This is a genomic window from Pseudomonas sp. GW821-FHT09C09 (genome assembly GCF_059418105.1).
On the sequence record NZ_JBWKPF010000011.1, the window covers coordinates 104690 to 129024 of the forward strand.

At 57.6% G+C, this 24335-nt stretch carries 27 protein-coding genes; 12 read left to right on the forward strand and 15 right to left on the reverse strand.

Annotation, left to right across the window (positions count from 1 at the left end):
• Nucleotides 1–118: 118 nt before the first annotated feature.
• Complete coding sequence (locus AC07NR_RS27805) at nucleotides 119–949, forward strand: undecaprenyl-diphosphate phosphatase (protein ID WP_134827547.1); 831 nt, start codon at nucleotides 119–121, stop codon at nucleotides 947–949.
• Here the strand turns inward: AC07NR_RS27805 and AC07NR_RS27810 are convergent, their stop codons facing one another.
• Together AC07NR_RS27810 and dusA are read right to left on the reverse strand one after the other, a co-directional pair.
• Entirely contained in the window at nucleotides 950–1330 is a 381-nt protein-coding gene (locus AC07NR_RS27810) for a DUF2388 domain-containing protein (RefSeq protein ID WP_495079889.1), read from the reverse strand.
• 75 nt (nucleotides 1331–1405) lie between these two features.
• Complete coding sequence (gene dusA, locus AC07NR_RS27815) at nucleotides 1406–2401, reverse strand: tRNA dihydrouridine(20/20a) synthase DusA (RefSeq protein ID WP_495079890.1); 996 nt, start codon at nucleotides 2399–2401, stop codon at nucleotides 1406–1408.
• Nucleotides 2402–2573: 172 nt separating this feature from the next.
• On the opposite strand from dusA, the gene AC07NR_RS27820 reads away from it, so the two are divergent.
• Nucleotides 2574–3233, forward strand: a complete 660-nt coding sequence (locus AC07NR_RS27820) for a gluzincin family metallopeptidase (RefSeq protein WP_495079891.1) — start codon at nucleotides 2574–2576, stop codon at nucleotides 3231–3233.
• 112 nt (nucleotides 3234–3345) lie between these two features.
• A complete protein-coding gene (locus AC07NR_RS27825; RefSeq protein WP_495079892.1) occupies nucleotides 3346–4269 on the forward strand; it encodes a hypothetical protein in 924 nt (307 codons plus the stop codon).
• A gap of 153 nt (nucleotides 4270–4422) precedes the next feature.
• Here AC07NR_RS27825 and AC07NR_RS27830 read toward each other — a convergent pair whose 3' ends face one another.
• From AC07NR_RS27830 to AC07NR_RS27840, 3 genes are all read right to left on the reverse strand, one after another.
• Nucleotides 4423–5235 carry a hypothetical protein gene (locus AC07NR_RS27830; protein ID WP_495079893.1) on the reverse strand — a complete coding sequence of 271 codons (813 nt, stop codon included), beginning with the start codon at nucleotides 5233–5235 and terminating at the stop codon, nucleotides 4423–4425.
• Between the two features lie 264 nt (nucleotides 5236–5499).
• Nucleotides 5500–6126, reverse strand: coding sequence for a HEPN domain-containing protein (locus AC07NR_RS27835; RefSeq protein WP_495079894.1), 627 nt, complete (start codon nucleotides 6124–6126; stop codon nucleotides 5500–5502).
• Nucleotides 6127–6130: 4 nt separating this feature from the next.
• Nucleotides 6131–7171, reverse strand: a complete 1041-nt coding sequence (locus AC07NR_RS27840; RefSeq protein WP_495079895.1) for a ParA family protein — start codon at nucleotides 7169–7171, stop codon at nucleotides 6131–6133.
• A gap of 765 nt (nucleotides 7172–7936) precedes the next feature.
• Between AC07NR_RS27840 and AC07NR_RS27845 the strand changes: the two genes are divergently transcribed.
• The 3 genes from AC07NR_RS27845 (at nucleotide 7937) to AC07NR_RS27855 (ending at nucleotide 9433) form a co-directional block, all read left to right on the forward strand.
• A complete protein-coding gene (locus tag AC07NR_RS27845) occupies nucleotides 7937–8299 on the forward strand; it encodes a DUF6124 family protein (protein ID WP_192552075.1) in 363 nt (120 codons plus the stop codon).
• A 108-nt stretch (nucleotides 8300–8407) separates the two neighbouring features.
• Nucleotides 8408–9106 carry a hypothetical protein gene (locus AC07NR_RS27850; RefSeq protein WP_114884323.1) on the forward strand — a complete coding sequence of 233 codons (699 nt, stop codon included), beginning with the start codon at nucleotides 8408–8410 and terminating at the stop codon, nucleotides 9104–9106.
• Nucleotides 9107–9217: 111 nt separating this feature from the next.
• Entirely contained in the window at nucleotides 9218–9433 is a 216-nt protein-coding gene (locus tag AC07NR_RS27855) for a hypothetical protein (RefSeq protein ID WP_085712578.1), read from the forward strand.
• A gap of 49 nt (nucleotides 9434–9482) precedes the next feature.
• Here the strand turns inward: AC07NR_RS27855 and AC07NR_RS27860 are convergent, their stop codons facing one another.
• The 6 genes from AC07NR_RS27860 to AC07NR_RS27885 form a co-directional block, all read right to left on the reverse strand.
• Complete coding sequence (locus AC07NR_RS27860; protein ID WP_495079896.1) at nucleotides 9483–10268, reverse strand: transporter substrate-binding domain-containing protein; 786 nt, start codon at nucleotides 10266–10268, stop codon at nucleotides 9483–9485.
• A 59-nt stretch (nucleotides 10269–10327) separates the two neighbouring features.
• A complete protein-coding gene (copD, locus tag AC07NR_RS27865; protein ID WP_495079897.1) occupies nucleotides 10328–11191 on the reverse strand; it encodes a copper homeostasis membrane protein CopD in 864 nt (287 codons plus the stop codon).
• Between the two features lie 3 nt (nucleotides 11192–11194).
• Nucleotides 11195–11569, reverse strand: a complete 375-nt coding sequence (gene copC, locus AC07NR_RS27870; protein WP_495079898.1) for a copper homeostasis periplasmic binding protein CopC — start codon at nucleotides 11567–11569, stop codon at nucleotides 11195–11197.
• Nucleotides 11570–11600: 31 nt separating this feature from the next.
• On the reverse strand, nucleotides 11601–12458 hold the full coding sequence (locus AC07NR_RS27875) for a copper resistance protein B (RefSeq protein WP_495079899.1): 858 nt from the start codon (nucleotides 12456–12458) through the stop codon (nucleotides 11601–11603).
• 11 nt (nucleotides 12459–12469) lie between these two features.
• Entirely contained in the window at nucleotides 12470–14173 is a 1704-nt protein-coding gene (locus tag AC07NR_RS27880) for a copper resistance system multicopper oxidase (RefSeq protein ID WP_495079900.1), read from the reverse strand.
• Between the two features lie 95 nt (nucleotides 14174–14268).
• Nucleotides 14269–14751 (reverse strand): hypothetical protein, encoded by a 483-nt coding sequence (locus AC07NR_RS27885; RefSeq protein WP_114884309.1) that lies wholly within the window; start codon nucleotides 14749–14751, stop codon nucleotides 14269–14271.
• Between the two features lie 169 nt (nucleotides 14752–14920).
• Between AC07NR_RS27885 and AC07NR_RS27890 the strand changes: the two genes are divergently transcribed.
• The 5 genes from AC07NR_RS27890 to AC07NR_RS27910 all read left to right on the forward strand — a co-directional run bounded on the left by AC07NR_RS27890 (nucleotide 14921) and on the right by AC07NR_RS27910 (nucleotide 19238).
• Nucleotides 14921–15586 carry a ribonuclease T2 gene (locus AC07NR_RS27890; RefSeq protein WP_265813814.1) on the forward strand — a complete coding sequence of 222 codons (666 nt, stop codon included), beginning with the start codon at nucleotides 14921–14923 and terminating at the stop codon, nucleotides 15584–15586.
• A 138-nt stretch (nucleotides 15587–15724) separates the two neighbouring features.
• Nucleotides 15725–16222: a PAAR domain-containing protein gene (locus AC07NR_RS27895; RefSeq protein WP_495079901.1), complete on the forward strand. Its 498-nt coding sequence runs from the start codon at nucleotides 15725–15727 to the stop codon at nucleotides 16220–16222.
• A 3-nt stretch (nucleotides 16223–16225) separates the two neighbouring features.
• Entirely contained in the window at nucleotides 16226–16954 is a 729-nt protein-coding gene (locus AC07NR_RS27900; protein WP_495079902.1) for an alpha/beta hydrolase, read from the forward strand.
• Nucleotides 16954–17475 (forward strand): hypothetical protein, encoded by a 522-nt coding sequence (locus tag AC07NR_RS27905; protein ID WP_495079903.1) that lies wholly within the window; start codon nucleotides 16954–16956, stop codon nucleotides 17473–17475. The genes AC07NR_RS27900 and AC07NR_RS27905 overlap by 1 nt, the downstream gene beginning before the upstream one ends.
• Nucleotides 17476–17666: 191 nt before the next feature.
• Nucleotides 17667–19238: a diguanylate cyclase gene (locus AC07NR_RS27910; RefSeq protein WP_495079904.1), complete on the forward strand. Its 1572-nt coding sequence runs from the start codon at nucleotides 17667–17669 to the stop codon at nucleotides 19236–19238.
• A gap of 58 nt (nucleotides 19239–19296) precedes the next feature.
• Here AC07NR_RS27910 and AC07NR_RS27915 read toward each other — a convergent pair whose 3' ends face one another.
• The 4 genes from AC07NR_RS27915 to AC07NR_RS27930 all read right to left on the reverse strand — a co-directional run bounded on the left by AC07NR_RS27915 (nucleotide 19297) and on the right by AC07NR_RS27930 (nucleotide 23663).
• The gene (locus AC07NR_RS27915; RefSeq protein WP_134827502.1) at nucleotides 19297–19593 is read right to left on the reverse strand and encodes a hypothetical protein; all 297 of its coding nucleotides are present in this window, start codon (nucleotides 19591–19593) and stop codon (nucleotides 19297–19299) included.
• A gap of 81 nt (nucleotides 19594–19674) precedes the next feature.
• The gene (locus AC07NR_RS27920; RefSeq protein WP_495079905.1) at nucleotides 19675–22098 is read right to left on the reverse strand and encodes a TonB-dependent siderophore receptor; all 2424 of its coding nucleotides are present in this window, start codon (nucleotides 22096–22098) and stop codon (nucleotides 19675–19677) included.
• Nucleotides 22099–22197: 99 nt separating this feature from the next.
• Nucleotides 22198–23157, reverse strand: coding sequence for a FecR domain-containing protein (locus AC07NR_RS27925; protein WP_495079906.1), 960 nt, complete (start codon nucleotides 23155–23157; stop codon nucleotides 22198–22200).
• Complete coding sequence (locus AC07NR_RS27930) at nucleotides 23157–23663, reverse strand: sigma-70 family RNA polymerase sigma factor (RefSeq protein ID WP_305836501.1); 507 nt, start codon at nucleotides 23661–23663, stop codon at nucleotides 23157–23159. The genes AC07NR_RS27925 and AC07NR_RS27930 overlap by 1 nt, the downstream gene beginning before the upstream one ends.
• A gap of 229 nt (nucleotides 23664–23892) precedes the next feature.
• Between AC07NR_RS27930 and AC07NR_RS27935 the strand changes: the two genes are divergently transcribed.
• Entirely contained in the window at nucleotides 23893–24333 is a 441-nt protein-coding gene (locus AC07NR_RS27935; RefSeq protein ID WP_265813819.1) for a carboxymuconolactone decarboxylase family protein, read from the forward strand.
• Nucleotides 24334–24335 lie beyond the last annotated feature (2 nt).

Sequence of the window (24335 nt, forward strand, 5' to 3'; positions counted from 1 at the left end):
TATTCTCCGTCACCAAATCGGGCAATGAGTGTAGATCTGCCAATTGTTTAATTGCAGATACTCAATGCCTGAATGCAGTTGACCGGGCGCTCTTGAAGAGCGTTCTGACGGAGGATTAATGGATTTACTGACCTTGTTCAAGGTGTTGGTTTTAGGTGCGGTAGAAGGTCTCACCGAATTCTTGCCCATCTCCAGTACGGGCCACCAGATTATCGTTGCCGACTTGCTCGACTTCGGTGGCGAACGCGCCATGGCGTTCAACATCATTATTCAACTGGGCGCCATTCTTGCCGTCGTCTGGGAGTTTCGCCCGAAGATCTTCGAGATCGTCAAAGGCCTGCCGACCCAGCGCAATGCTCAACGTTTCACCCTTAATCTGCTGATCGCATTTTTCCCGGCAGTGATTCTCGGCGTGTTATTCGCCGACGCCATTCATCATTACCTGTTCAACCCGATCACCGTGGCGGTCGCACTGGTGGTGGGCGGTATTGTGATGTTGTGGGCCGAAAAACGAAATCATGTGGTGAGTGTCGAGCACGTCGACGACATGGCCTGGTCCGACGCGCTGAAGATCGGTTTCGTACAGTGCCTGGCGATGATTCCCGGCACCTCGCGCTCCGGCTCCACCATCATCGGCGGCCTGCTGTTCGGCCTGTCGCGCAAAGCCGCCACGGAGTTCTCGTTCTTCCTGGCAATGCCGACCATGGTCGGCGCGGCGGTGTATTCCGGCTACAAATACCGCGACCTGTTCCAGGCAGGCGACCTGCCGGTCTTCGCTCTGGGCTTCGTCACCGCATTCGTCTTCGCCATGATCGCCGTACGCGGCCTGCTCAAGTTCATTGCGAACCACAGCTACGCCGCGTTTGCCTGGTATCGAATCGCGTTTGGTTTGCTGATCCTGGCGACGTGGGTGTTTGGCTGGGTGAACTGGACGGAAGCGGCGGCTTGATTACTGACTGCTGATCAGCGCAGCGAGGGCGAGGTCGCTTAACTCCGTATCTGGCGATTCCTGACGAAAACGCTGCAAGGCTGAGGTGAAATACGCGGCTTGCAGCATGCCGTCGCTGGCGAGGAAATAACGTGCCGCTTCCATTTCCTCTATCGAATACACACGTTTTTTCAGTCCGGAAATGTCCGACATTCCGTCGACTGTGACCATCGTCGTCGTGAAAACCAGAAAACCAGACATCTGGGTCGATTGAAAAGGGCCATCTCCTCCCTCACCGCACCCCTTCAAAAAATCACAGGATGCATAGGCGCTTGCATAGAGAGTCGAGAGTAAAGCGAGGAGGGTGAAACGCTTGAATAAAGCACAGCTGAACGCGGGCATAACCAAAAGACATCCTGTCGTTACAACAAAACACCGGGCAACGCTCATTCGTTGCCCGCACAATCAACGCATCGATCAACGACCCGCCAACAACTCCGCCGCCTGATCCAGCAACGCCAGTGGATCCTTGGCCTTGTGAATATCCACCGACAATAACTGCCGAAACTTGCGCGCCCCCGGGAAACCGGTGCCCAGGCCCAGCACATGGCGCGTGATGTGATGCATCGCCCCACCGGTCGCCAGATGCGCCGCAATATAAGGCCGCAACTGCGCCAGCGCCTCGGCCCGGGTGATCACCGGCGCCGAACTGCCGAACAACTGCTGATCCACCTCGGCCAGCAGATACGGATTGTGATAAGCCTCGCGGCCCAGCATCACCCCGTCAAAGGTCTGCAAATGCTCATGGCAGGCCTCCATCGTCTTGATCCCGCCGTTCAGAATGATCTCCAGCTCCGGGAAATCCGCCTTCAACCGCGCCGCCACGTCATAACGCAGGGGCGGAATGTCACGGTTCTCCTTCGGCGACAACCCCTCCAGAATCGCAATCCGCGCATGCACCGTAAAACTCGTGCACCCGGCATCCCGCACCGTGCCGACGAAATCGCACAGCTCCTCATAACTGTCCCGCCCGTTGATCCCGATCCGATGCTTCACCGTCACCGGAATCGACACTGCATCACGCATCGCCTTCACACAATCCGCCACCAACTGCGGATGCCCCATCAGGCACGCACCGATCATATTGTTCTGCACCCGATCACTCGGGCAGCCAACGTTCAGATTCACCTCGTCATAACCGTGCTCCTGCGCCATCCGCGCGCAAGCGGCCAGGTCCAGCGGAACACTACCGCCCAGTTGCAACGCCAGCGGGTGCTCGGCTTCGTTGTGACGGAGGAAACGTTCGTGATCGCCGTTGAGCAGAGCGCCGGTGGTGACCATTTCGGTGTAGAGCAGGGCGTTTTTCGACAGGATGCGTAGGAAGTACCGGCAATGGCGGTCAGTCCAATCCATCATCGGCGCGACGGAGAAACGGCGGGAGAGTGGGGCGGGTGTGGCGGAGATTGGGGGCATTGGGGGGTACGGAATCGGTGTGGCTGGGAGGTGGGGGAGTTTATCAGGAATGACCGATCGGGCTCAGTGATATCCGGCGGAAATACAACCTCATCAAGTGTGGGATTAGGCGAGACAGCCATGAAATGGACTGATAGCATCGGGCTATCAATAAGAGTGAGGAAGGGATCCCATGCTGAAAAAACTCGCATCATCTGTTCTGGTAGCCGGCGCCCTGCTTGCCTCCGCCCAAGGGGCTTTCGCCGAAGAAAAGCTGTTCAAGAACTACGTCTACCAAACCCCACTCGCAAAATTCACTGAAGCGGCCGGTTATTACGATTGCTCCGAAGACGTCGGCGGAACCGCGAGGTGCATCGACGATGTGGATTTTCTGGAAGAGAAATTCACCGTCGCTCTGATCTTTTCCGGTGACAAGCTGATGATGGTTTCACTCATCAGTCCGTTTGATCAGAACCTTTATGTCAAAGCCATCGCGGGGCTTTCCAAATCATTCACGCTGGTTTCTATGAGCGATGAGAAATCCCTCCTGGATATGTTTGATACCGCGAGAAAATCGAGAAGCACTGAAGAGCTGACGACGAAGATTTCCAATTTTGAGCAGGTTGGTCTGGCGTCTGGGAATCTGACTTACACCTTTCTTGAAGGGTTGAACGCTAAAGGGCAGACCAATGCTGTTAGTGCGTTGGCTTCTGCGCCAGAGAATATTCGCTCCGCTGAATTGGTGATGGCGGGGCAGGGGGCGGATTCGGGGATGATTATTCGGTTTACGTTTCCGCGGTTAGAGGCGAATAAGATTTTGGCTGAGGCTAAGAAGCCGGTTGAGTCGTTTTGATTGGTCAAACATAGATGGGCGGGCGGGATTAATTCGTTCTAAAGGTAGACCGTTTGTATAGAGCGCCGACTCACGGGCAATTTTTACCGATGTTACAAAGTAGGAAGCTTCGATGGACAAAAGTTTAAAGGATGCATTGGGGGGGCTTTTCGCTTACAGCGATAAGTTAGATTTCATCACGAAGAAACTAGCGGCTCTTTATCCGGATTCCCCTGGGTGGTTGGCGTGGAAGGACGTTCTCTTCCTTGCCCAAAACGATTATCGCTCGAGTAATGATGTTTCATCTGATTTGAGACTTCAGATTGCTGAGCGCTGGCTTGATCTTGCGAATGATGATTGCCTGGATGTGAAATTTGATCGTTCTAAGGGGTTGGTAGTGAAAGAGAAACTTTCAGGAGCTGCGCAAAAGCTGCAGCGAAAGGATTTAGAAAAATTTCTGCTGAGGCTTTTGGAGCGCCTGCCCGAAGGTCGCTTGCTTCAGTATTATGAAATTCAGACTGCTTTTGAAGTGACGACAAGGCAGTCGCTGAATGATTATTTGCACGACTTCAGCGATTTGGTGGATTCTCTTACTGAGAAGCGCTACATCGCTTGCGATGATATGGGGGGGCGAAAGCTACCTCGCTTCAGTAAAGGATTAGACTTTGATGAATGGAGTGCAATGATGGTCAAGACACCTTCTGCATCGGCAGGGCCTGTTTTCAATTTTCATGCGCCAGTTGGCGCCGTACAGTCAGGCGACAATTCAGTTGCGAACGTCCAGCAAACAACTGGTTCGATGGATTACCATGAATTAAAAGCTGCTCTGCAGGCAGCTCACGCAGAGTTTGGTACTGCAAATATCTCTCAGCAAGAGCGCGAAGAAGTACGGGATTATCTTCAAAATATTCTCAAAGAGATCCAAAAGGAAAAGCCAAATCGTCTAAGCCTAAAATCTATGCTTTCGGACGTGGCCACAACGGTCCAGACGCTAGGCTCCAGTTCCGAAGCTTATAAGGCTGTAATCGCAGCATTGGGCTTGCTGGGCTTTTCTTGATTGGTAAGGGAGAGCCTCCGCATCTGTAGCGACGATGCGGGGCTTTTAAATGTGTTTTTTTGATGCCAGATTCTGTATCAATCGTACTATTAACAGTGTTGCAGAATGGGAACGAATGGGGGTATTTTTTTTGATTTCTAGATGTTAAATAAATCAGTCCCTATTGTTCTTGTCCCCATTGTTGTGTGGTTCTTTCGTGGTCGGCAGCCCGTTACTTTCTTTTCTATGGTATTTGTGATGACTAGTTAAGCACTTACTAATGACGGTGGAGAGTTCAGGCGACCTTTGAGCTCCTGTATTTTTCACGTCTTCTCTATACCTAGGCAGTGGACCAGGGTTTCCGATGAGAGCTTCAAGTTCCAAGGAAATCAGCACGAGTGTAGGGAATGAGGCTTGGACATAGGATGCGAATTGCCTTGAATCGGCTTCAGTTTTCAAGACGTGCTCGTGCACGGCTTTCATTGATTGCTCGCTCCACCCTGTGGGCGAATTTGCGTCTGGTTGATAGCCAGGGAACGGTTTTGATTTGGAATGCACGAGCTCATTTCGCGCCTTTACCAACGTATTGAGGTTGTTAAGGGCCGGTCCTTTCTCGGCCAGTGAATATCCGCAGATTAGTCGGGGAATGACAACCCATTTGGAAATGACATCGAGTTTGTCCAGATAGTCCGTAGTAGTCGCATCACCTAAGTTGATCGCGGCCAGTTCGAATACGCCAGCTTCCAACGCCATTGCGGTAAATACGATGCTCCTGATACCGAGCTTGGTCATCCGATCATCCTGCTCAACCCTGCTTTCACAATAACCATCTTGAGGTGGTAGACATACGCGGTTTTTCTTCTCGAACTGATAGGCCTCGTAAGCCTCTTCGGCCATCTCGGCGAAAACGTACGTTAATGTCCCAGACCGTGCCCAAGTTTTCTGCACGCGGAAGGTTTTTTCAAAAGTGGTAACGAAGTCTTCCATCAGAAAGCCTATCCATAAAATTGTGATAGCGTATTTTATCGCTAACAGATAGCGTTGACTCGACTGAAATATCTTTAATCTAGTCCTTGCTCTTACCTTCTAGCTTGGCTAGTAAATTTTTTATGCGCCAAGGATTTTCGCCAGTCGCCTATAAGGAGGTGCGAAATTTATCCCAAGTCTCATGCAGAACGAGGTATTTTTATTTGTTTTTGATCGCTGTGTGAGAAAAGTGCCTGCATGCTTGTTACGCATGCAGGCAGTCCACTAAAGAATTGCCTCAATTGATGTGACTAAGTTTCTTATTGTGTTTTTTACTTGATTTAAATCCGTAATATTGATTGGCCATGGTGTCCTCGGTAGACTCGGCTGTAAGTCGCCCTCATGTGCAATTTTATTACGTCGCTCCACAATGATCGATAGGGCGCGCTTTAAAGATTTTGCTTGGGTTTGTTTGTTTGCAGTTGTTGCCCCTTGGTGTAATGCAATTTCATTCCATAACTCAATGTTTGAAACAAGCCTAATCCCGTCCGCAATTTTTTCGGGGTCTTGGTAAGTGCAGAATCCCAATCGCCCCCGAATGTCTAAATCGAAGGCTTGACTCGCATCAATTGGTGTCGGGGCCGAACGTATTCGAATAAGTGTGTCGTTCGCGATTTGAAAGCGCAAGTATCCTGCAGATGGTGGGCGCAGGCCATCAAAGATTTCCAGCATCCTCTGAGCCACAATCTCGTGTATGTAGAGATCTAAGGCGCTGACGCGAGAAACCCATTCAGCTCGAAGAATTTCATCTGGCTTAAGTGCGGAAGTTAACTTTCCCGCGAGAAATGCATGCATAGCCGATAGCTCTTCGCATCTTTCCCAGATTGATTCGAAGTGAGATATTGGAGTCATTTAATTATCCTACAAGAGCAATGACTCGCTCGGCACATAATTTAAATTGTGCTTCAAATTTACCCATGCTCTCTTCTGTTTGATCCCAAACGGCGCCTTGTTGATCAACCATTTTTGCAGTTAGTGCATAGACTGGGACTAGATGTTCTTGAGATTGAGCGATTAGGCTGTTGAAGTCACCTACGCTTAGAATTGGTTCCCAAGGCTCGAATCCGACTTTTGCTTTAAAGTCCGCTTGATTGAGAAGAGCAGCGCCTTCTAGGCTGGGGATTAATTCTTTCTGCAATCCATTAACAATTTGATCAACCCAACGTTGAAACGCGGCGCTTGGTTGACCGTTACGGGGACGATACTTCTGAATTACGGCGCCAACAAATGTTGCTTTTGGTTCTGGGAACGGATAATCGGCATCTTTTAATGCAGGTATGCCGTAGGCGGTTCGAGCCCATGCTGCCCACCGAGGGAGTGATTTAGCCAGAGAGCTTAATGCCATTGCCGAAAAGTAATCAGGGTGAAGTGGGACAATAAAGTGATCGCAGGTCATTAAAAGATTTTGATTCATCGGCCCGAGGCTTGGGCTCATATCTACAATCACATAGTCGATTCCATGCTTGTCAGCTGTGGCATCTAACAGAAAGCGCAACGACCCTGGCAAGTTACGCAAGGCCAAAAGTGAACCACTAAGCTCCTGAGCTACCCCAAGCGTTGTTTCGTATTCGGCAAGCCCGATGTGTCCGGGTAGCAGGAAGAGATTGTTGTTGCCAGAAACCTGTACAACATCCGCCCCAACGATTTGCCGTGGTTTTGATTCGAAGGCTGGTGACAAACCGTCTTTGATGTTGTTGGGCGGCTCTGCGGTATAGGTGTTCTCTAAATCCTCAATTCCTTGGTAACCCAACACCATGCCAGTTAGGTTGCATTGTGGATCGAAGTCGGCAAGCAGGATTTTTTTCCCCATGGTGGCGAGCATCCACCCTAGGTTAAAGGCAGTAGTGGTCTTGCTCACTCCTCCCTTATGATTGAAAAGGCAGATGATTTTGGCCATGAGTACGTTCCTTGTGGTGTGTGGGGTGGGTAGGGCTACTGATTAACATAGATAGTAATGTCATTTTGATTCGTAGCGCATCTTCTTGTTGGATATTCAGATCTTGGATCTTGGTAAACCTGACTGACGATTTGATTAGCGAGTCAGCTGCGTGGTGCTTTCGACGTGGCGCGCGCCTTCGTCCCCCACCGCGTATCTGGCCTAAATTGATTTTTTCTGCAGCCCTGATCCTCGCCACACACGGCACAAGCCGGGCGTTGCAGAAGTAACTGTAAATATCAAAAAAACTGCGGATCCTTGCGATGGGTGGGCCGTCTGCTTTGTGCTGCTTGGGGAAAAATGGGTGTACGAAAATCGTACGTGGGTTTCTTGATTAGGCTGGAGACCAGAGATTTCTGGCACCGATATAAACAATAAATTGCGATCTCGTTTAAAACAGTTTCCTCCAGTGGCGTCAGCGCCTACACATCCTTGCGCCACCCCCTACACCTAAGACAGAATCCGCCGGCTTGTGCGTCTAGGCCGTGGCTTTTATCGTTCTCGGGTCACTGAAAACCAGTGATCGGGTTTGGTAGCCCGCGTGTTAGATGTACAGCGTCACCGTCACCGATCGTGCTTTCGATCGGGGTCTATGGTGGTCATGTACAGGGCGTCTTCGGGCGCGCCGGCTCCTAGCACCCGGTCTACCAACCTGTTCATGGCCGCCACCCTTCGTTTGGTAGCGAAAGGGTGAAGCCTTCACTAAGAGTGTTAGGAGTTTCATCCATGATCAAACCAACCCCAAACCCACCCGAAACCGATCCAGTCTCCCCCTACAAATTCCCCGATTCCCGAACCCTGAACGAAGCCGCCGAACGCGCCCTCGACCACTACCTCACCCCGCAACAACGCATCATGGGCAGTCACACCCAACATGACCCCATGTTCCTGGCCAACCCTGCCTACACCAGCGAATCCCTGTTGGCCAACGCCAGCGAGTCCCTCGATTCCGCCAGTGAAATGCTCAGCAACTTCGCCGCAATCCTGGAACCCGGTCACCGCAAAACCGCGCTGGGCATCGCCCAAGTGGTGATGGTCGCGGGGCTGGCGGTGAATCAGGCGCTGGATCACGTCGAGCCGAAGTCGTAAGTGCAAATACCTTCCGTGGCGAATGCCGCCACGGGAGGGCATCGTTTCTTCAGAATTCCCCGACATGGACGACAACTTACGCATTCCATTCCGCGTCTTGAGTCGTCCATGAAAAAACTAGTTGTCGTGATGTTCGCCGTCCTGTTTCTCGCAGGCTGTGCCAATCAGAAGTTCAAACCCGAATACCGCACCCAGATCCACACCGTGAAAATTCTCCCGGTGACCTGGAGCAACAAGGAAATGACCTACATGGGCCGCGAGCAGGCCTGGGGCGCTGCAATCGGTGCCGGTGTCGGCGCGGGTGTTGGCATGGCGTCCCATGCCGGGAAGTTGGGGACGGCGGCGCTCAGCGGAGCCGGGTTTGCGGCGGGGTTGAAGGCCGGGGATCTGGCGTCGATGTCCACGGTCGAGGCGATTCAGTACAACATGGCGACGGCCGATATCGACCTGGGCAAGTTGGTGAAGAAGGGTTTCGAGGATCAACTGGCGGCGACCGGTCGTTTCAAGGTGGTTGCCGAGAATGAGCCGGCCGATGCGGAGATCAAGTTGACCGTGGTTAATTGGGGTTTTGCGCTGACTCAGGGTTTCAGCAGCGTGGTGTATCCGACGATTGTGGTGAACGGTTCGTTGAAGCGCGGTGAAGAGTTGATCTGGCAGCGCAATGAGCCGATTACCGCGTTCAACGGTGCCAACACCTATGGTTACGAGCCGCTGCGTTATCGCACCGAGCCGGAGCTGGTCCGTGAGGCGTTGACCGGTGTTTCGCAGATTGTCGGCACTTATCTGGTCAAGGATCTGAACGAGTAATCACCGCTCTGCCTGAACCCGCGCTGTCGATGGCGAAAGTTTCATGTTGTCGGCGCGCGGGGGCGCCTAGGATGCAGCGATAAGATCGTTTCATCCAAGGGGAGCCGTGCCATGAGTGCCAATGTCGTCAAAGTGCTGTTGATCGCTGCAGCTGTCTCGGTATTGAGTGCCTGTTCGGGCTCCGGTGGGTTGACCACCACCAGTTGTTTTTCTTCGGATTGTCAGTCGCCGGAAGGCCGCGCCAGCGCCAATACGCTGAAGTTCGGCGGCACCGGTATTGGTGCCAGCCTCAACCAGTACAGTTCCGGCATGTTGCATGACGATTGAATAGAAAAGGGCGCCCATCGCGGGCGCCCTTTTTTCGTCTTGAAGCGTTTTATTGCGGCCCTGCCAGCCACTCGCCAATGACCTTCTGATACTTCCCGGTCACCTTGCTCAAATGCAGCCACTGATCGACATACAGCTTCCAGCTCACGTCATCACGGGGCAGCAGGTAAGCCTTTTCCCCGTCCTGCATGAACTGCTCCGGGTTGACCGCGCACAAACCAGGTTTCTGTTTCTGCTGATACCGCGCTTCGGAAGCGTCGGTGATCATCACGTCGGCCTTGTTGTCCAGCAGTTGTTGGAAGATTGTCACGTTGTCGTGCAGGGCCAGTTGCGCCTTGGGCAGGAAGGCGTGGACGAAGGCTTCGTTGGTGCCGCCGGCGGGTTCGACCAGGCGCACGTTCGGCTGGTTGATCTGTTCGATGGTCTGGTACTTCGATTGGTCGGCGCAACGCACCAGCGGGATCTTGCCGTCGACGTCGAGGGTGTTGCTGAAGTAGGCCTTTTTCTGTCGCTCCAGCGTCACCGAAATCCCGCCCATGCCGATGTCGCATTTGCCGGCCTGCATGTCGGGCATCAGGGTTTTCCAGGTGGTCTGCACCCACTCGATCTTCACGCCGAGGCTGTCGGCCAGCGATTGCGCCATGGCGATGTCGATGCCTTCGAAACCGCCGTCTTCGCGTTTGAAGGTGTAGGGCTTGTAGTCGCCGGTGGTGCAGACGCGCAACTGGCCTTGTTGCTGGATGGTGTCCAGGTGCGAAACCGGCTCTTGCGCATGAGCGGTGCCGGCCAGCGCCAGCAGACCGCAGAAGATCATCGTGTTTTTTCGAATGGTCATTGTGATCGGGCTTGTGCAGTGGGAGTGCGGGCCAGTGTAGTGAAAGGGTTTGCCGGGTGTCATCCGGCGTCCGGCCCGAGCGTCCCCAGCCATGCCACCAACCCCACAATCAACAGCGCAATAACCAGCTCAAATAACACGCTGCGGCGCAGAGCATTGGCCGCCACCTGATGTTGCCCCGCGCGCAACGATTGCTCCAGCAACGGGCCGAGGTGGAAGCGGTTCAGCGCCGCTAAAACCAGCATGCCCGCAAATAACGCAACCTTGATTGCCAGCAGTATCCCGTAGGTGCGGATCAGCACGTCGTCCAGTGTCGGGCCGACGATGAACAGGTAGTTCGCCACACCGGTCATCGAGAGGATGAGCACAATCGACGCTCCCACGCCTTCGAAACGTTTGACGGCATCGGCCAGCGAACGAATGCGCGCTTCGCTGCACAGAGCGTCGAGCCGCGACATCAAGATCAGCGCCAACATGGCGCCCATCCATGCACCCGCCGCGAGTAGGTGCAGGATGTCGCTGAGCAGATGCCAGGCGCCATCCATCGCGCCATGCCCGCTCCAGGCCAGAGAGGCGAGGGCGAGTGCGCCGGCCGTGGACGCCAGCCACAATCCGGGCCAGATCATCACGGCGATCAGCGCAATCATGCGCAGCGTCCACGCCAGACCGACGTCGGTTTCCAGCACCATCATTTGCAGATGCGGCCACAGCGCTGCGAATTCTGTTTCGCCGCTCATGGCGCGGGTCATCAGCATCAGTCCCACCACTGACAGCAATGCCCCGAACAACGCCATCCCGCGCAGCATCGGCCGAAACCGCAGCGTCGAGTCAGTGTTGTACAACCCGAACAACGCCATCCCGAACAACAGTAGCAAATCCACGTACAACGCCATCCGCAGGAGGATGTTGATCAGGTCGGCCATCGATCACTTCACTTTGAACGTGACGTTGCCGGTGATCGGGTGGGTGTCCGACGACACTGCGCGCCATTCGACCTTGTAGGTGCCGGCCGGCAACGGCGAGAGCGGGGTGACAAGCATGGTTTTCGGGTCGCTGCCGGCGCTGACTTTGGCCTTCATCGGCATCGGCGAGTGGGCCATGCCGGGCATTTCGGTCATGACCAGTTTGGCGCCGGAGAACTGGGTCATCAGGTTCTCCGAAAAGCGCAGTTCGATTCTCTCCGGTGACGCGCCGTCCGTGCCTTCGGCCGGGGTCGACGACAGCAGTTTCGGGTGGGCCTGGGCCAGTGAACTCAGGAGCAGCCCAGTGGCGAGGACGAGGGAGATTTTCAGTGTGCGCATGCAAGACCTCTGTGTTGTTTTTTGAAGGGATTCAGAACCACATCCGCACGCCGAGGACGAGTCGCGCTTCGCTGCGATCCTCGCCTTCTTCCCGTGCGTAATCGGCGGTGTGGCCGTAGGTGCGGTTCCAGGTCACGCCGATGTACGGCGCGAATTCGCGGCGGATTTCATAGCGCAGACGCAAGCCGGCTTCGGTGTTCGAAAGGCCTGAACCGATCCCGCGTTGCGGATCGTTTTTGCCGTAGACGTTGAGTTCTGCGGTGGGCTGCAGGATCAGCCGGTTGGTCAGCAGGATGTCGTAGTCACCCTCCAGCCGCACCGCGCTCTGGCCGTTTTCGCCGAGGAACGCCGTGGCTTCGGCTTCGAAGTTGTACAGCGCCATGCCCTGCAGACCGAACGCGGCCCAGGTTTGCGGGGCGCCGGGTTTGAAGTCCTGGCGCACGCCGCTGACTACGTCCCACCACGGCGAAATCGCGTGGCCCCAAAGCGCCTGGATCTCCGCGTCTTCGGTCTTGCCGTTGCTGCGTTCGCCCTCGGAGCGCAGCCACAGGCGATCGATGTCGCCGCCGATCCAGCCGGACAGGTCCCAGGCCAGGGTGCTGGCGTCGTCGCCGTTCTGCCATTCAAGTTTGTCGGCGAGGAAGTAAGTGTTGATGGCACTGTCGTGCACCTGGTGGCCACCGTGACTGGTGAACACGGCGGCACGGTCGGCGTCTGTCAGCGCCGGGATCGGGGTTCGGCTTTCGGTCGGCGCGGCGGGCTGCATCATGCCGTCGTCCATGCTTTGCAGATCGCCCATCTGGCTGTGGTCCATGCCCTGCATGTCGCTGGCGGCGAACGCCGAAGACAGCGACAGAAGTGACAACGAAAACGCGGCAAATCGAGTCATGGTCGGCGTCCTCATTCTTCCACCCGCACTTCACGGAACATGCCCATTTCCATGTGATAAAGCAGGTGACAGTGAAAGGCCCAACGGCCCAGCGCATCGGCGGTCACGCGGTAGCTGCGGCGGGTGCCGGGGGGCATGTCGATGGTGTGTTTGCGCACCTGGAAGTTGCCGTTTTCGTCCTCCAGATCGCTCCACATCCCGTGCAGGTGAATGGGGTGGGTCATCATCGTGTCGTTGACCAACACCAGGCGGATGCGCTCGCCGTACTTCAAACGCAGGGGCTCGGCGTCGGAGAACTTGATGCCGTTGAACGACCAGGCGAATTTCTCCATGTGCCCGGTCAGGTGCAGTTCGATCGTGCGGCCCGGGTCGCGGCCGTCGGGGTCTTCGAAGGTGCTGCGCAGGTCGGCGTAGGTCAGCACGCGGCGCCCGTTGTTGCGCAGGCCGAGGCCGGGGTCATCGAGTTTCGCGGCGGTGGTCATGGCTTGCATGTCCACCAGCGGGTTGTCCTTTTCGCTGTCGGGGTGCGACTGCATCGGGCCCATGTTCATGCTGGCGTGGTCCATGCCGCTCATGTCCATCGAGCCATGATTCATGCCGCCCATGCCCATGTCGTCCATGGTCACCAGCGGTCGCGGGTCCAGCGCCGGCACCGGGGCCGACAACCCGGCGCGGGCGGCGAGGGTGCCACGGGCGTAGCCGGTGCGGTCCATGGCCTGGGCGAACAGGGTGTAGGCGCCGGCGGCGGGCTCGACGATCACGTCATAGGTTTCGGCCACGGCGATGCGCAGTTCATCGACGGTCACCGGTTTGACGTGCAGGCCGTCGGCGGCGACCACGGTCATTTTCAAGCCGGGAATACGCACGTCGAAATAAGTCATGGCCGAGCCGTTGATCAGCCGCAGACGCAGTTTTTCCCCAGGCCGGAACAGCCCCGTCCAGTTGGAATCGGGTGCGTAGCCATTCATCAGGAAGGTGTACGTGGCGCCGCTGACATCGGCGATGTCGGTGGGATTCATCTTCATCTGCGCCCACATCGTGCGGTCGGCGACGGTGGCGCCCCAGCCTTTTTCGCCGACGTCCTGGATGAAATCGCCGACGGTGCGCTTGTGGTAGTTGTAGTAGTCGGACTGCTTTTTCAGGGTCTTCATCAGGCTGGCCGGGTCTTCGTCGGTCCAGTCGCTGAGCATCACCACGTGCTCGCGGTCGTACTGGAACGGCTCCGGCTCCCGGGCGTCGATCACCAGCGGCCCGTAGACGCCGGCCTGTTCCTGCAACCCGGAATGGCTGTGATACCAGTAGGTGCCGTGCTGGCGGACCTTGAACTGGTAGACATACACGCCACCCGGCTCGATGCCCTTGAAGCTCAGGCCCGGCACGCCGTCCATGTTGGCCGGCAGCAGAATGCCGTGCCAGTGGATCGAGGTGTCGGCCTTGAGCCGGTTGCGCACCCGCAGCGTCACGGTGTCGCCTTCGCGCCAGCGCAGCAAAGGCCCGGGGACACCGCCATTGATGGTCATCGCGGTACGCGACTGGCCGGTGAAGTTGACCGGGGTTTCGCCGATGAACAGCTCGAAATCGGTGCCGGTCAGTTCGTTGAGTTGACCGGAACTGTTGAGTGCCCACACTGGCGTGCGCCACAGGCCGAGGCCACCGAGCAGACCGCCGGCGGCCAGGCCTTTGACGAAGGTGCGTCTTGAGGTGTTGGAAAGCATGCGCTGGAAGTCCCCGTTTGACCAATGACGGGGAGGCTAACCAGCGGCAGCTTTCAGTTGGCTGAGGCGCGGATTACAGTTGCGTCAGGTTCAACCTACAATCCGAGTCCCTCCTGGACCACCAGCAACAGGTTGTTTTCCGTCAGCGCAATCGCATCCAGTTGTTGACCGGTCTCGATGGTCTGCAACCACCAGTGACTCTCGCCGTGTTCATCGACGGTACGCAGCAGTGAAGTTTCCTTTCCCGGCAGGACAATTTGCACGCGCCCGGCACCGTCTTCGGTGAACCGCGCGATGGGATCGAACGTCAGGCTGTGATGGTTGGCTTCGATGATCAACTGGTCGATGGCGTAGTCGTGAGGCTCGCCGTCCGGTGAACTTTCGCAAACATGGGTAGGATTTCGCCGAATCTTCAGTCCCACCTCGGTGACCGGTTGCAACCAGCCCTCGATGCGGTGATACAGGTCGTAGACCACCGCCGGCCAGCAATCGATTTCCAGTTCGGCGCAGGTGATGTCGTCCGCGTGAGTGTGCCGGGTTTGCTTGAGCTTCGCGGCGAGTTCGTCTGCTTTACTCATTTCGGGATCCCTGTTTGTGGTGTCTGCTTATTAATCGTAGACCTTTCAACGTAGTACAGCTTTGCCTTGCGTCATGCGCCTGCAACACTGGCATGACTCAATCAGCCCCTGACCATTTGACGGTCAGATCACTAAAACCACGGACGCACGCGTCCCAAGGAACGGGAACATGAAAAAGCTTTTTACAATTATGGCGCTGATTGCGCTGACGGTCGGTAGCATCGGCCTGAGTTCGGCGCGCCAGTCACACGCCAACAAGGCACCGACGGAATCGGTGGCGGGGGTGTTCGATTACTACCTGCTGACACTGTCCTGGTCGCCGACGTTCTGCCTCACCCACAAGGACGACCCGCAATGCACCGGCAAGGGCTACGGTTTTGTCCTGCATGGCCTGTGGCCGCAATACGCCAAGGGCGGCTGGCCGGAGTCCTGCCCGCCACTGACCACGCTCTCGGCCGCTGAAACAGCCAAGGGCATGACATTGTTCCCGACGAAAAAACTCCTCGACCACGAATGGAGCAAGCACGGCACCTGCAGCGGCCTCGGTGCGATGGGCTACTTCGACGAAGCGGACAAAGCCGTGGCGGCGGTGACAATCCCGCAAGAGTTGCAACCGTTCAGCAACTCTTATTACTTCGAAGCACAGGAAATCGCCGACCTGTTCCGCAAGAGCAATCCGGGCATCCCGGCCGACGGCATCGCCGTCATCTGCAGCGGCCCGGAGCTCTCGGAAGTGCGGGTGTGCATGGGCAAGGACCTGCAATTCGGTGCGTGCGGCAAGGGCGTGAAAACCCAGTGCCGGGCGGGGGATATTCGGGTTCCGCCGTCGCGGTAAAGCAATCGGTTACCGGCCATAAAAAACAGGCGCCTTTTCAGGCGCCTGTTTTTTTGCAATCGGGTTTGATCAATGGAAGGACTTTGTTCATGCTGCGCGCCCCACGGATGATGACGCGATACTGCAAGGAGCTTTTTCATGAGCGGAAAACCCGCTGCCCGAGTGACCGACCCGACAGCCTGCCCATTACCGGGACATGGCACCAACCCGATTGTCAGTGGTTCGCCGAACGTGAATTTCGACGGGCTGCCCGCTGCGCGTATGACGGACAAGTCGGCGTGCGGCAGCCCGATTACCGCTGGCGTTTCCTCGACGGTTTTCATCAATGGTCTGAACGCCGCCACCCTGGACAGCACCGGTGGTCACGGGAATGTGGTCATTGGTGGATCTGGCACGGTCATCATTGGCGATACCGTGACGAACGCGCCCTTCAGCGGGCTGCTGCCAATGCCCGTGCACTTCACCGACAAATTGCAGTTGGTGAACGATACCACCGGTGAACCGATGCCGAATCATCCATACATGATCCAGCGTGCGGACGGTCGGATGGAGCACGGCGTGTCCGATGCTGGCGGTTTCACCCACACGATCAGTTCGCATCTTCCGGAATCCATCAAACTGTTTCTGGAGGAATGAGGCATGTGTGCGGAAACGGTTACGTGCGAGAAAGGCAACAATTACAAGCTGCACAAGGAACATACACTGACGGACAAGAAGGATGTCAGTGTGAAGGCTGTTCCGGTGGAGAGTACCAAGGCGGTTGTGTTTTTTGTGGGAGGTGCGGGGGATAAAGAGAGTTACTATTTTTCAGGGCCTTATAGAAATATCCAAGGGGCTCAACAGCGCTTTGATAAACGAACCGAAGAACTAGCGAAGCAGGGGAAATACAGATCGGAGTGGCTAGGGTATAACGAGGTCAGAGGGAAAAAAGATATTCAGAAGAATGTTTTAAACCTTATCCCGTACAAAAGTTGCCCAATCTATGTTGTGGGTCATAGCCTAGGGGGATGGAACGGTGCGCATCTGACAAAAATCATGTCGGACTGGGGTTACCGGATTCAGATGTTGATTACCCTTGATCCAGTGGGAGAGGGCGCTTTGGTGTGGTTGGGCTCCGATATATATCGCGAGCGTCCTGAACCTGTTTCCGCCGATTGGATCAACATCAAAGCGACACCCAGTCAAAGAGATCCATCAGACGGCGTGGCTGACTTTGGGGAGAAATGGCTAGTGTCCTGCGGACCCTCACTAAATGTGAACGTCGACACAAACCATGCAAATGCACTGGGACTGTTTAACGCGCAGATAGCGGGAACAAAATCAGCGAGCGACTTTTTGTATGACGCAATCATGGAGGAGTTCTCTTAATGCATAAGTTTATGCTCTGCGCCTTTTTGGTCGCCTGTGCGGGGTGTGCTAAAGATCATTTAAAGCCTCCTGCGACCCTAAGCTTCATATCGGTTGATAGGAAAAGCGGGTCGCTGCTTTACGATATAAGGTATAGGTCCGATATTGATGTTCTGGATCTTTTTGGCCGAGGGGAAAGAGTCGGGATGGCTTCTGGAAGTCTTGAGTGCGCTTTGGCGGATGATACGGATTTTTCGGTTGATAAAGCGATCCAGTTTTCTGCAGTTGGTTTGGTTGAGTCTGACAAAGGTGAAGGACGTGATGGCAGTTTTTCGTACATTACTAACGCGTTTCTAGTTGAAACGTATAACAACCGTAGTTCACAAAGGCACTTGCCAACAAGCGAGCTGAACCAACTCCTCTCAGGCAAACAACAAATCCCCTGCAAAGTCGTCGTCACCGCTTACGGCTACAAACCCTACTACTCAAACACCATGAACCTCCCGGTCGCAGACCTGCTGCGCGAAGTCAACAAGCCCTGAGCCGGCTTGAGGCGTGTGTCCTGAAAAAATAATTCGCATCGCAGGTCATCCAATTGACCTGCGCGCCGATATCAACGGGGTCGGGATTGTCTCGGTGGCACTTGGTTGCCCCCTACAACCCGGTGGGCTACGCTCACAAAAAACAAGGGTTTCGGGCCTTTGCCCCTGTCGTACCTGCCCAGGACACGCTTTTGCCTATCCCCATTCACGATCCGCATCAGGCCCCCGGCGGCACTCTCAAGCGTTTGCCCCTGCGCAAGGCGGCGGTGCTGTTCATCGTTGCCGTGTGTCTGTGCCTGTCCGGTCTGCTGTATTTGCAGATCGAGCAGTCGCGGCGGCAGGATCTGGCGAATGCGCAGATGGCCTCGGCCAACCTGACCCGGGCGATGGCGCAGCAGGCCGAAGACACTTTTCTGGCCGCCGATCTGGTGATGACCAGCCTGGTCGACTGGATTCAGGAAGACGGCTATGGCGCGGCGCAGAGACCGCGTTTGCAGAGAACCTTCGCACGCCGGGTGCAGCAGCTGGAGCAGTTGCACGGCATGTTCCTGTTCGATCGCGAAGGGCAGTGGGTGATTACCTCATTCCTTGATCTGCCCCGCGGCAACGGCGTGGCGGATCGCGAGTACTTCAAATATCACCAGCAGAACGTGTCGTCCGTGGCGCACATCGGCCCGGCGATCCGCAGTCGCGAAAACGGCGAGTGGATCATCCCGATTTCCAAGCGAGTGAACGACCACGCCGGCAATTTTCAGGGCGTGCTGATGGCCGGCATCAAGATGTCGTACTTCGACAAGTTCTTCAAAAGCTTCAGCCTGGACGACAACGGCACCATGTTCCTCGGCCTGACCAACGGCACCTTGCTTGCGCGCCGGCCGTTCGACGAGTCCTTGATCGGCACCTCGCTGGCCAAGGGCGAGATTTATCAGACGTTGCTCCCCAACGCCTCGGCCGGCACGGCAATGATCGATTCGGTGGTCGACGGGGTCACGCGTCTTTACGGCTATCGGCAGCTCGACAGCTATCCGCTGGTGGTGTCTGCCTCTTCATCCCGGGACACGATTCTCAAGGGCTGGCATGACCGTGCCTTTCAGTCCAGCGTGATCGTGGCGCTGGTGATGCTCGGTGTGGGGCTGTTTGGCTGGGTGTTCATCCATCAGGTGCGCGACGGCGAGCGGATCGAGAAAAACCTGATCAAGGCCCAGCGGGCGCTGGAGCTGATTGCCACCCACGACAGCCTGACCGGGCTGGCCAACCGGCGCCTGTTCGAGCAGTCTCTGGAGATTGAGTTCGCCCGGGGCGCCCGGCAGTCGAGCCCGGTCAGCCTGATCATGCTCGATATCGACTTCTTCAAACGCTACAACGATGCCTACGGCCATGTGGCCGGCGACCATTGCCTGACCCAGGTTGCCCAAGTGGTGAAGAACTGCTGCCAGCGCAAATCCGATCTGGCGGTGCGCTACGGCGGCGAAGAGTTCGCGGTGTTGTTGCCGGACACCGACATCAACGGCGCGCTGGCGATTGCCGGGCAGATTCGCCGCAGCGTCATGGACAAACACATCACCCACAGCGGCTCGCCCACCGGTTATCTCACCGTGAGCCTGGGCTGCTATTCGTTCATTCCGCTGGGCAACGACAGCCCGGAACTGTTCATCCAGCGCGCCGATGCGGCGCTGTATCAGGCCAAGAACGCGGGCCGTAACCGTGCGGCCGTGTTGTCCATGGACGGCGGCATTGGTGAGTTGATGCGTTCGGATCGCTGACGGAAAAATGATTCAGACACAGGCCATGATGCGTTCACCATGGCCTGTTCTTGTTCGTTCAGCCGCCGGTACCGGCTCCGGAACCACCCGTTCCGCCACCCGCTGCGCCCGTTCCACCACCCGCGCCCGAACCTGAGCCGCTGGCGCTGCCGTTGGTTCCGGTACCTGTTTTCATCCCGTCGGAAGGGCCGTCGTTAGGTCGGTTAGTGGTGTTGTCCGGCGGCATGCTCGTTCCGCCGTTGGCGCCGGACTGGGTGCCCGACGTGTTGGCACCGTCATTGGCGGCAAAACTGGCGGCGGACGCTGTGGCCAACAAACCGGCCAGCAGCATCGAGGTCAATGTGCGCGTCTTCATGGTACGTCTCCAGAAAGGGGATTTACCTGATATTGGTCTGAAGCGCGCATCGCTTGGTGCCGACCGGGTGACCAGCGGTACTCAGAAATCCACGGTCGCCGAAACCTTCAACGTGCGCGGTGCGCCCTGGGTCAGGTAGCCGCCATTGGCCGAGGCCCAATAGGCTTCGTTGGCGACGTTTTCCAGATTGGCGCGCAGGGTGATCTGCTTTTCATCGAGTTTGAAGGCGTAGCGCGAGCCGAGATCGAATCGGTTCCACGACGGGATGCTTTGGGTGTTGGCCGCGTTCAGGTACTGGCCGCCGGTGCGCAACATACGGGCGCTGAGGGCTGCGCCTTCAAGACCCGGGATGTCCCAGTCGGCACCGATGTTGAACTGGAAGCGTGGCACGCCAATGGCGCGGTTGCCGTCGTTGACGCCGTTGCTGCTGCCGTCGAGTTCGGTCTTCATCACGGTCGCGCCGCTGAGCAGGCGCAGGCCGTCGACGGGTTCACCGTAGACGTTGAGTTCCACGCCTTTGTTGGTCTGCTGGCCGTCGACCCGGAAGATCCCGTCCTGGGTGTAGCTCGACGGTTGCTCGATGCGGTAGACGCCGAGGCTGGCGCCATAGCTGCCCATGTCCAGCCGCACGCCGGCCTCGACCTGTTTGCTGCGCACCGGGGCGAAGGTTTCGTCGCGGTTGATTGCGCTGGTCGGCGGCGTCGGGCCCTTGGCCAGGCCTTCGATGCGGTTGGCGTAGAACGACACGTGTTCCCACGGCTTGATCACCAGACCGTAGACCGGAGTGGTGATCGATTCGTCGTAACTCGAAGTGCGTGCCCCGGTGGCCGTGGCCCAGCCATCGACCTTCATTTGCTGGCGGCGCAGACCGAGGGTCAGCAGCACGCGATCATCGAGGAAACCGAGGGTGTCGGAAATCGCTTCACTGCGCAGGGTGTTCTTGCCGACGACGCGCGGATCATTGATGTCTCCGGCGAACGAGGTGGCCGGCGGGCGCGGTTTGTCGGTGACGTTGTACAGATTGGTGGAGTAGCGCGAGGCGTTGCCGATGGTTTCGAACGCCGAGCGTTGCTCGCCCCAGATGCCCGCCCAGCCGACATTCAACTGATGGCTGACGGGGCCGGTGTCGAAATGACCGTTGAGGCCGGCCATTGCACTTTGGTTGTCCTCGTCGTGGGGCGGATAAAGCATGCCGCCACGGGCGTTGCCGTTGAGGTCGGTGACGGTCAGCGACGAGTACACGCCGTTTTCCCGGGTGTGCTTGGCGCCACCGGACACGTAGGCGGTCCAGTTATCGTTGAGGTCATATTCGGCGCGGGCCATGCCGAAGGTGTCTTCGAGCTGCGAGTAGCTCCAGCTCTGGGCGTAGCTGGCGTTTGCGTGCGGCACCTTGGGGGCTTTGCTCAGGCTTGAGTCGACGTAGATCACCGAGCGGCCCTGATTGATCACCTGCTTCTGATAACCGAAATCGGTGGAGACCCGCAGGCGCTCGCCGCGATAGTCGAGGCCGACGCTGAACAGCGACGAGCGCTGGTCTTCTTGATCGACCGCGGTGTCGCCTTCGCGCTGCATCAGGTTGACCCGCGCACCGAAGCGGTTGTCCTCGCCAAAGCGCTGGCCGAGGTCCAGATGCGTGCCGACCCGACCGTCTGCGCTGTAGTCGAGGGTGACACTGCGGGTCGGGGTGTCCAGGGCGCGTTTCGGTTGCAGGTTGATCCCGCCGCCGATGCCGCTGCCGCTCGGGGTGACGCCGTTGACGAACGCGTTCGGGCCCTTGAACAGCTCGACGCGATCCAGCGCTTCGGTGGCGATGATCTGCCGGGGCAGCACGCCGTACAGGCCGTTATAGGAAATGTCATCGGAAGCCAGCGGCAGGCCGCGGATCATGAACATCTGCGAGAAATTGCCGAAGCCGTTGGACTGGCGCACCGAGGCATCGTTGAGCAACACATCGCCAATGGTTTGCGCCTGTTGGTCGGCCATGGTCTTGGCGGTGTAGCTGGTGACGCTGAAGGGCAGGTCGTTGACCGCCTGATTACCAAGCATGCCGACCTGCGCGCGACGGGCGATCTGTTCGCCGCCGTAGGTGTCATCTCTGCTGTCGTGCAGGGCGCTGACGGTGGTGGCGCCCAGCTCCAGCGCGCCGTCCGCCGCGACTTTCGGCGCCACGGTGTAGCCGTTGTCGCCGGTGCTGATCAGTTCGAAACCGCTGCCTTCCAGCAGACGGGCGAAACCGCTTTGCGCGGTGTAATTGCCTTGCAGGCCCGGGCTCTGGCGGTTGCCCAGTTGCGCCGGGTCGAACGACAGCGGCACGCCGACGCTGACCGCAAATTGCGCCAGCACATGGCTGAGCAGGCTGGGGCCGATGTTGACGCTTTGGCTGGTGCTTTCGTTGAGGCTGTTGGCGGCGTGGCCGACAGTCGGCAACAGTGCGCCGAAAGCCAGGGCCAGGCTCAGGGCCTTGAACGGAAAAATGGCGGGGCGGGGTTTGGGTAATGCGGTCATTCGGCGATCCTGTCGGGCGCGTGGAATTGAAAGGTCTATCCACTCACCGGACGAGGCGCGAAAAGGTATCAGTGAACATTGAAAGTTTTTCCCGAGGGCTCAGACGCGGGGCTCCACCGACAGCCAATAGCGGGTCAGGCTGTTGATGTTCAGCGGCAGGGTGTCGCTGAGCAAACGCAGGCTGGCGTCGGTGTCGCGCAGGGAAAACGCCCCGGACACACGCATCGCCGCGACGTCCGGATGACAGCGCAAGACGCCTCGACGGTAACGGCTCAGTTCGCCGAGCAATTCGTCCAGGCGCATGTTGCTGGCCAGCAGCATGCCCTTGTCCCAGGCCAGGCTGGCGGTGTCGAAGGTTTCGGCGCTGTCGAAGCCGTTCAGCTTGAAGCGCTGGCGCTCGCCGGCCTTGATGATCGCGTTTTGCTTGAGCAATTCCGGGGTGATTTGCACCTGGCCCTCCAGCACCGACACCAGGCTGCGCGAACCCTCGGTGCGCACGCAGAACCGCGTGCCGAGCGCGCGGGCGAGGCCTTGTGGGGTTTCGACAATGAACGGGCGGGCGGCAGCATCGCTGGCGGTGTTGATCAGCACCTCGCCGCTGAGCAGCAGCACCCGGCGCTCGACCGGACTGTAAGCGATGTTCACGGCGCTGTCGGTGTTGAGCAGCAACTGGGTGCCGTCCGGCAGTTGCAGGTTCTTCTGCTCGCCGATGGCGGTGCGCTGGTCGGCGGTCCATTGCTGCCACGGCACATGTTGCGAGGCCATGCCCAACGGCCCGGCCATCAACAGCAGGCCGAGGCGGGTGAGGGTCTGTCGACGACTGAGGCCTTCCTTGCGCGAAGCCCGTTGCAAGGTCTGGATCGCGACGTTGGCCGGCACGCTGCGCAAATCACCGAGCAAGGCTTCGGCCCGTTGCCAGGCGATCGCGTGTTCGGCGCTGCGGCTGCGCCATTGGGCGATGGCCTGATGATCGGACGGCGAAGCGGTGCCCGAATGCAGCTGCACCAGCCAGTCGGCGGCTTCACCAAGAATCTGCGGATTGATCATCGACGAACTCATCAGGCGACACTCAAGCAGGCAATGAACGCAGCGCGCATGTGGCGTTTGACGGTAATCAGCGAAACGTTCAGGCGCGTGGCGATCTGCGCGTAGGTCAGGCCTTCGATCTGCGACAACAGGAAAGTGTCGCGGGTCTGCGCCGGCAACTCGCGCAGCAACGCTTCGATGCGCCACAGGGTTTCGAGAATCAGGTAGCGGGTTTCCGGCGACGGCACCTCGGCGGCGGGCAGGCTGGCGATGGTTTCCAGGTAGGCGCGCTCGATGTCCTGACGCCGCCAGCGGTCGATCACCAGACCTTTGGCGATGTGCGTCAGCAGTGCCCGGGGTTCGCTGCCCAGCGGTTTGATCACCTGGCGGGTGAGCAGGCGCAGGAACGTATCGTGCGCCAGGTCGGCCGCATCGCAGCGATTGCCCAGCTTGCGCTGCAACCAGCCCTGCAGCCACCCGTGGTGTTCGCTGTAGAGCGTCTGGACTTGCTGATTCAATGGCGGATCGAAAGACGACATGGGCGGCAGATACTCGTTGCGGGCATCCGATGCCTGGCTGCAATTAGAGTGCAATTAAGAATGGATCGCATTCTAGTGGCGCGGAACGAGCGCTGGCAATTGCCCTGTTGCACTTTCTTTTCTGGCGCCAGAAAGGAGTGGCCTACCCGTCTTCCGGGAGATTGGCTATTTGTTTGGTCCGGTCCCGGGACTAACGTAGCCACACATTCACTCGCCCCGGAGAACCACCATGAAACCTCGTGCCGATTTCTACACCGCTTCCCCAGATGCCCTGAAAGCGATGATCGCCCTGGAAACCGCCGTCTCGAAACTGCCGCTGGAAAAGACCCTGATCGAACTGGTGAAACTGCGCGCTTCGCAAATCAACGGCTGTGCGTTCTGCATCGACATGCACACCGCTGACGCGATCAAGGGTGGCGAAACCCCACGCCGGCTGTTCGCCGTGACGGCCTGGCGTGAAGCGCCGTTCTTCACCGACCGCGAGCGCGCCGCGCTGCTGTGGACCGAGTCCCTGACCCAACTGAGCCTGACCCACGCCCCGGACGAAGATTACGATGCGGTCGCTGCCCAGTTCTCGCCAAAAGAAATGGTCGACCTGACCGTGGCGATCAGCACCATCAACAGCTGGAACCGTCTGGCCGTGGGCTTTCGCAAAACCCCACAAGCCTGATC

Coding starts and splice junctions, on each gene's coding strand:
- AC07NR_RS27805 (WP_134827547.1), top strand. CDS start 119: ATGGATTTACTGACCTTGTTCAAGGTGTTGGTTTTAGGTGCGGTAGAA.
- AC07NR_RS27810 (WP_495079889.1), bottom strand. CDS start 1,330: ATGCCCGCGTTCAGCTGTGCTTTATTCAAGCGTTTCACCCTCCTCGCT.
- dusA (WP_495079890.1), bottom strand. CDS start 2,401: ATGCCCCCAATCTCCGCCACACCCGCCCCACTCTCCCGCCGTTTCTCC.
- AC07NR_RS27820 (WP_495079891.1), top strand. CDS start 2,574: ATGCTGAAAAAACTCGCATCATCTGTTCTGGTAGCCGGCGCCCTGCTT.
- AC07NR_RS27825 (WP_495079892.1), top strand. CDS start 3,346: ATGGACAAAAGTTTAAAGGATGCATTGGGGGGGCTTTTCGCTTACAGC.
- AC07NR_RS27830 (WP_495079893.1), bottom strand. CDS start 5,235: ATGGAAGACTTCGTTACCACTTTTGAAAAAACCTTCCGCGTGCAGAAA.
- AC07NR_RS27835 (WP_495079894.1), bottom strand. CDS start 6,126: ATGACTCCAATATCTCACTTCGAATCAATCTGGGAAAGATGCGAAGAG.
- AC07NR_RS27840 (WP_495079895.1), bottom strand. CDS start 7,171: ATGGCCAAAATCATCTGCCTTTTCAATCATAAGGGAGGAGTGAGCAAG.
- AC07NR_RS27845 (WP_192552075.1), top strand. CDS start 7,937: ATGATCAAACCAACCCCAAACCCACCCGAAACCGATCCAGTCTCCCCC.
- AC07NR_RS27850 (WP_114884323.1), top strand. CDS start 8,408: ATGAAAAAACTAGTTGTCGTGATGTTCGCCGTCCTGTTTCTCGCAGGC.
- AC07NR_RS27855 (WP_085712578.1), top strand. CDS start 9,218: ATGAGTGCCAATGTCGTCAAAGTGCTGTTGATCGCTGCAGCTGTCTCG.
- AC07NR_RS27860 (WP_495079896.1), bottom strand. CDS start 10,268: ATGACCATTCGAAAAAACACGATGATCTTCTGCGGTCTGCTGGCGCTG.
- copD (WP_495079897.1), bottom strand. CDS start 11,191: ATGGCCGACCTGATCAACATCCTCCTGCGGATGGCGTTGTACGTGGAT.
- copC (WP_495079898.1), bottom strand. CDS start 11,569: ATGCGCACACTGAAAATCTCCCTCGTCCTCGCCACTGGGCTGCTCCTG.
- AC07NR_RS27875 (WP_495079899.1), bottom strand. CDS start 12,458: ATGACTCGATTTGCCGCGTTTTCGTTGTCACTTCTGTCGCTGTCTTCG.
- AC07NR_RS27880 (WP_495079900.1), bottom strand. CDS start 14,173: ATGCTTTCCAACACCTCAAGACGCACCTTCGTCAAAGGCCTGGCCGCC.
- AC07NR_RS27885 (WP_114884309.1), bottom strand. CDS start 14,751: ATGAGTAAAGCAGACGAACTCGCCGCGAAGCTCAAGCAAACCCGGCAC.
- AC07NR_RS27890 (WP_265813814.1), top strand. CDS start 14,921: ATGAAAAAGCTTTTTACAATTATGGCGCTGATTGCGCTGACGGTCGGT.
- AC07NR_RS27895 (WP_495079901.1), top strand. CDS start 15,725: ATGAGCGGAAAACCCGCTGCCCGAGTGACCGACCCGACAGCCTGCCCA.
- AC07NR_RS27900 (WP_495079902.1), top strand. CDS start 16,226: ATGTGTGCGGAAACGGTTACGTGCGAGAAAGGCAACAATTACAAGCTG.
- AC07NR_RS27905 (WP_495079903.1), top strand. CDS start 16,954: ATGCATAAGTTTATGCTCTGCGCCTTTTTGGTCGCCTGTGCGGGGTGT.
- AC07NR_RS27915 (WP_134827502.1), bottom strand. CDS start 19,593: ATGAAGACGCGCACATTGACCTCGATGCTGCTGGCCGGTTTGTTGGCC.
- AC07NR_RS27920 (WP_495079905.1), bottom strand. CDS start 22,098: ATGACCGCATTACCCAAACCCCGCCCCGCCATTTTTCCGTTCAAGGCC.
- AC07NR_RS27925 (WP_495079906.1), bottom strand. CDS start 23,157: ATGAGTTCGTCGATGATCAATCCGCAGATTCTTGGTGAAGCCGCCGAC.
- AC07NR_RS27930 (WP_305836501.1), bottom strand. CDS start 23,663: ATGTCGTCTTTCGATCCGCCATTGAATCAGCAAGTCCAGACGCTCTAC.
- AC07NR_RS27935 (WP_265813819.1), top strand. CDS start 23,893: ATGAAACCTCGTGCCGATTTCTACACCGCTTCCCCAGATGCCCTGAAA.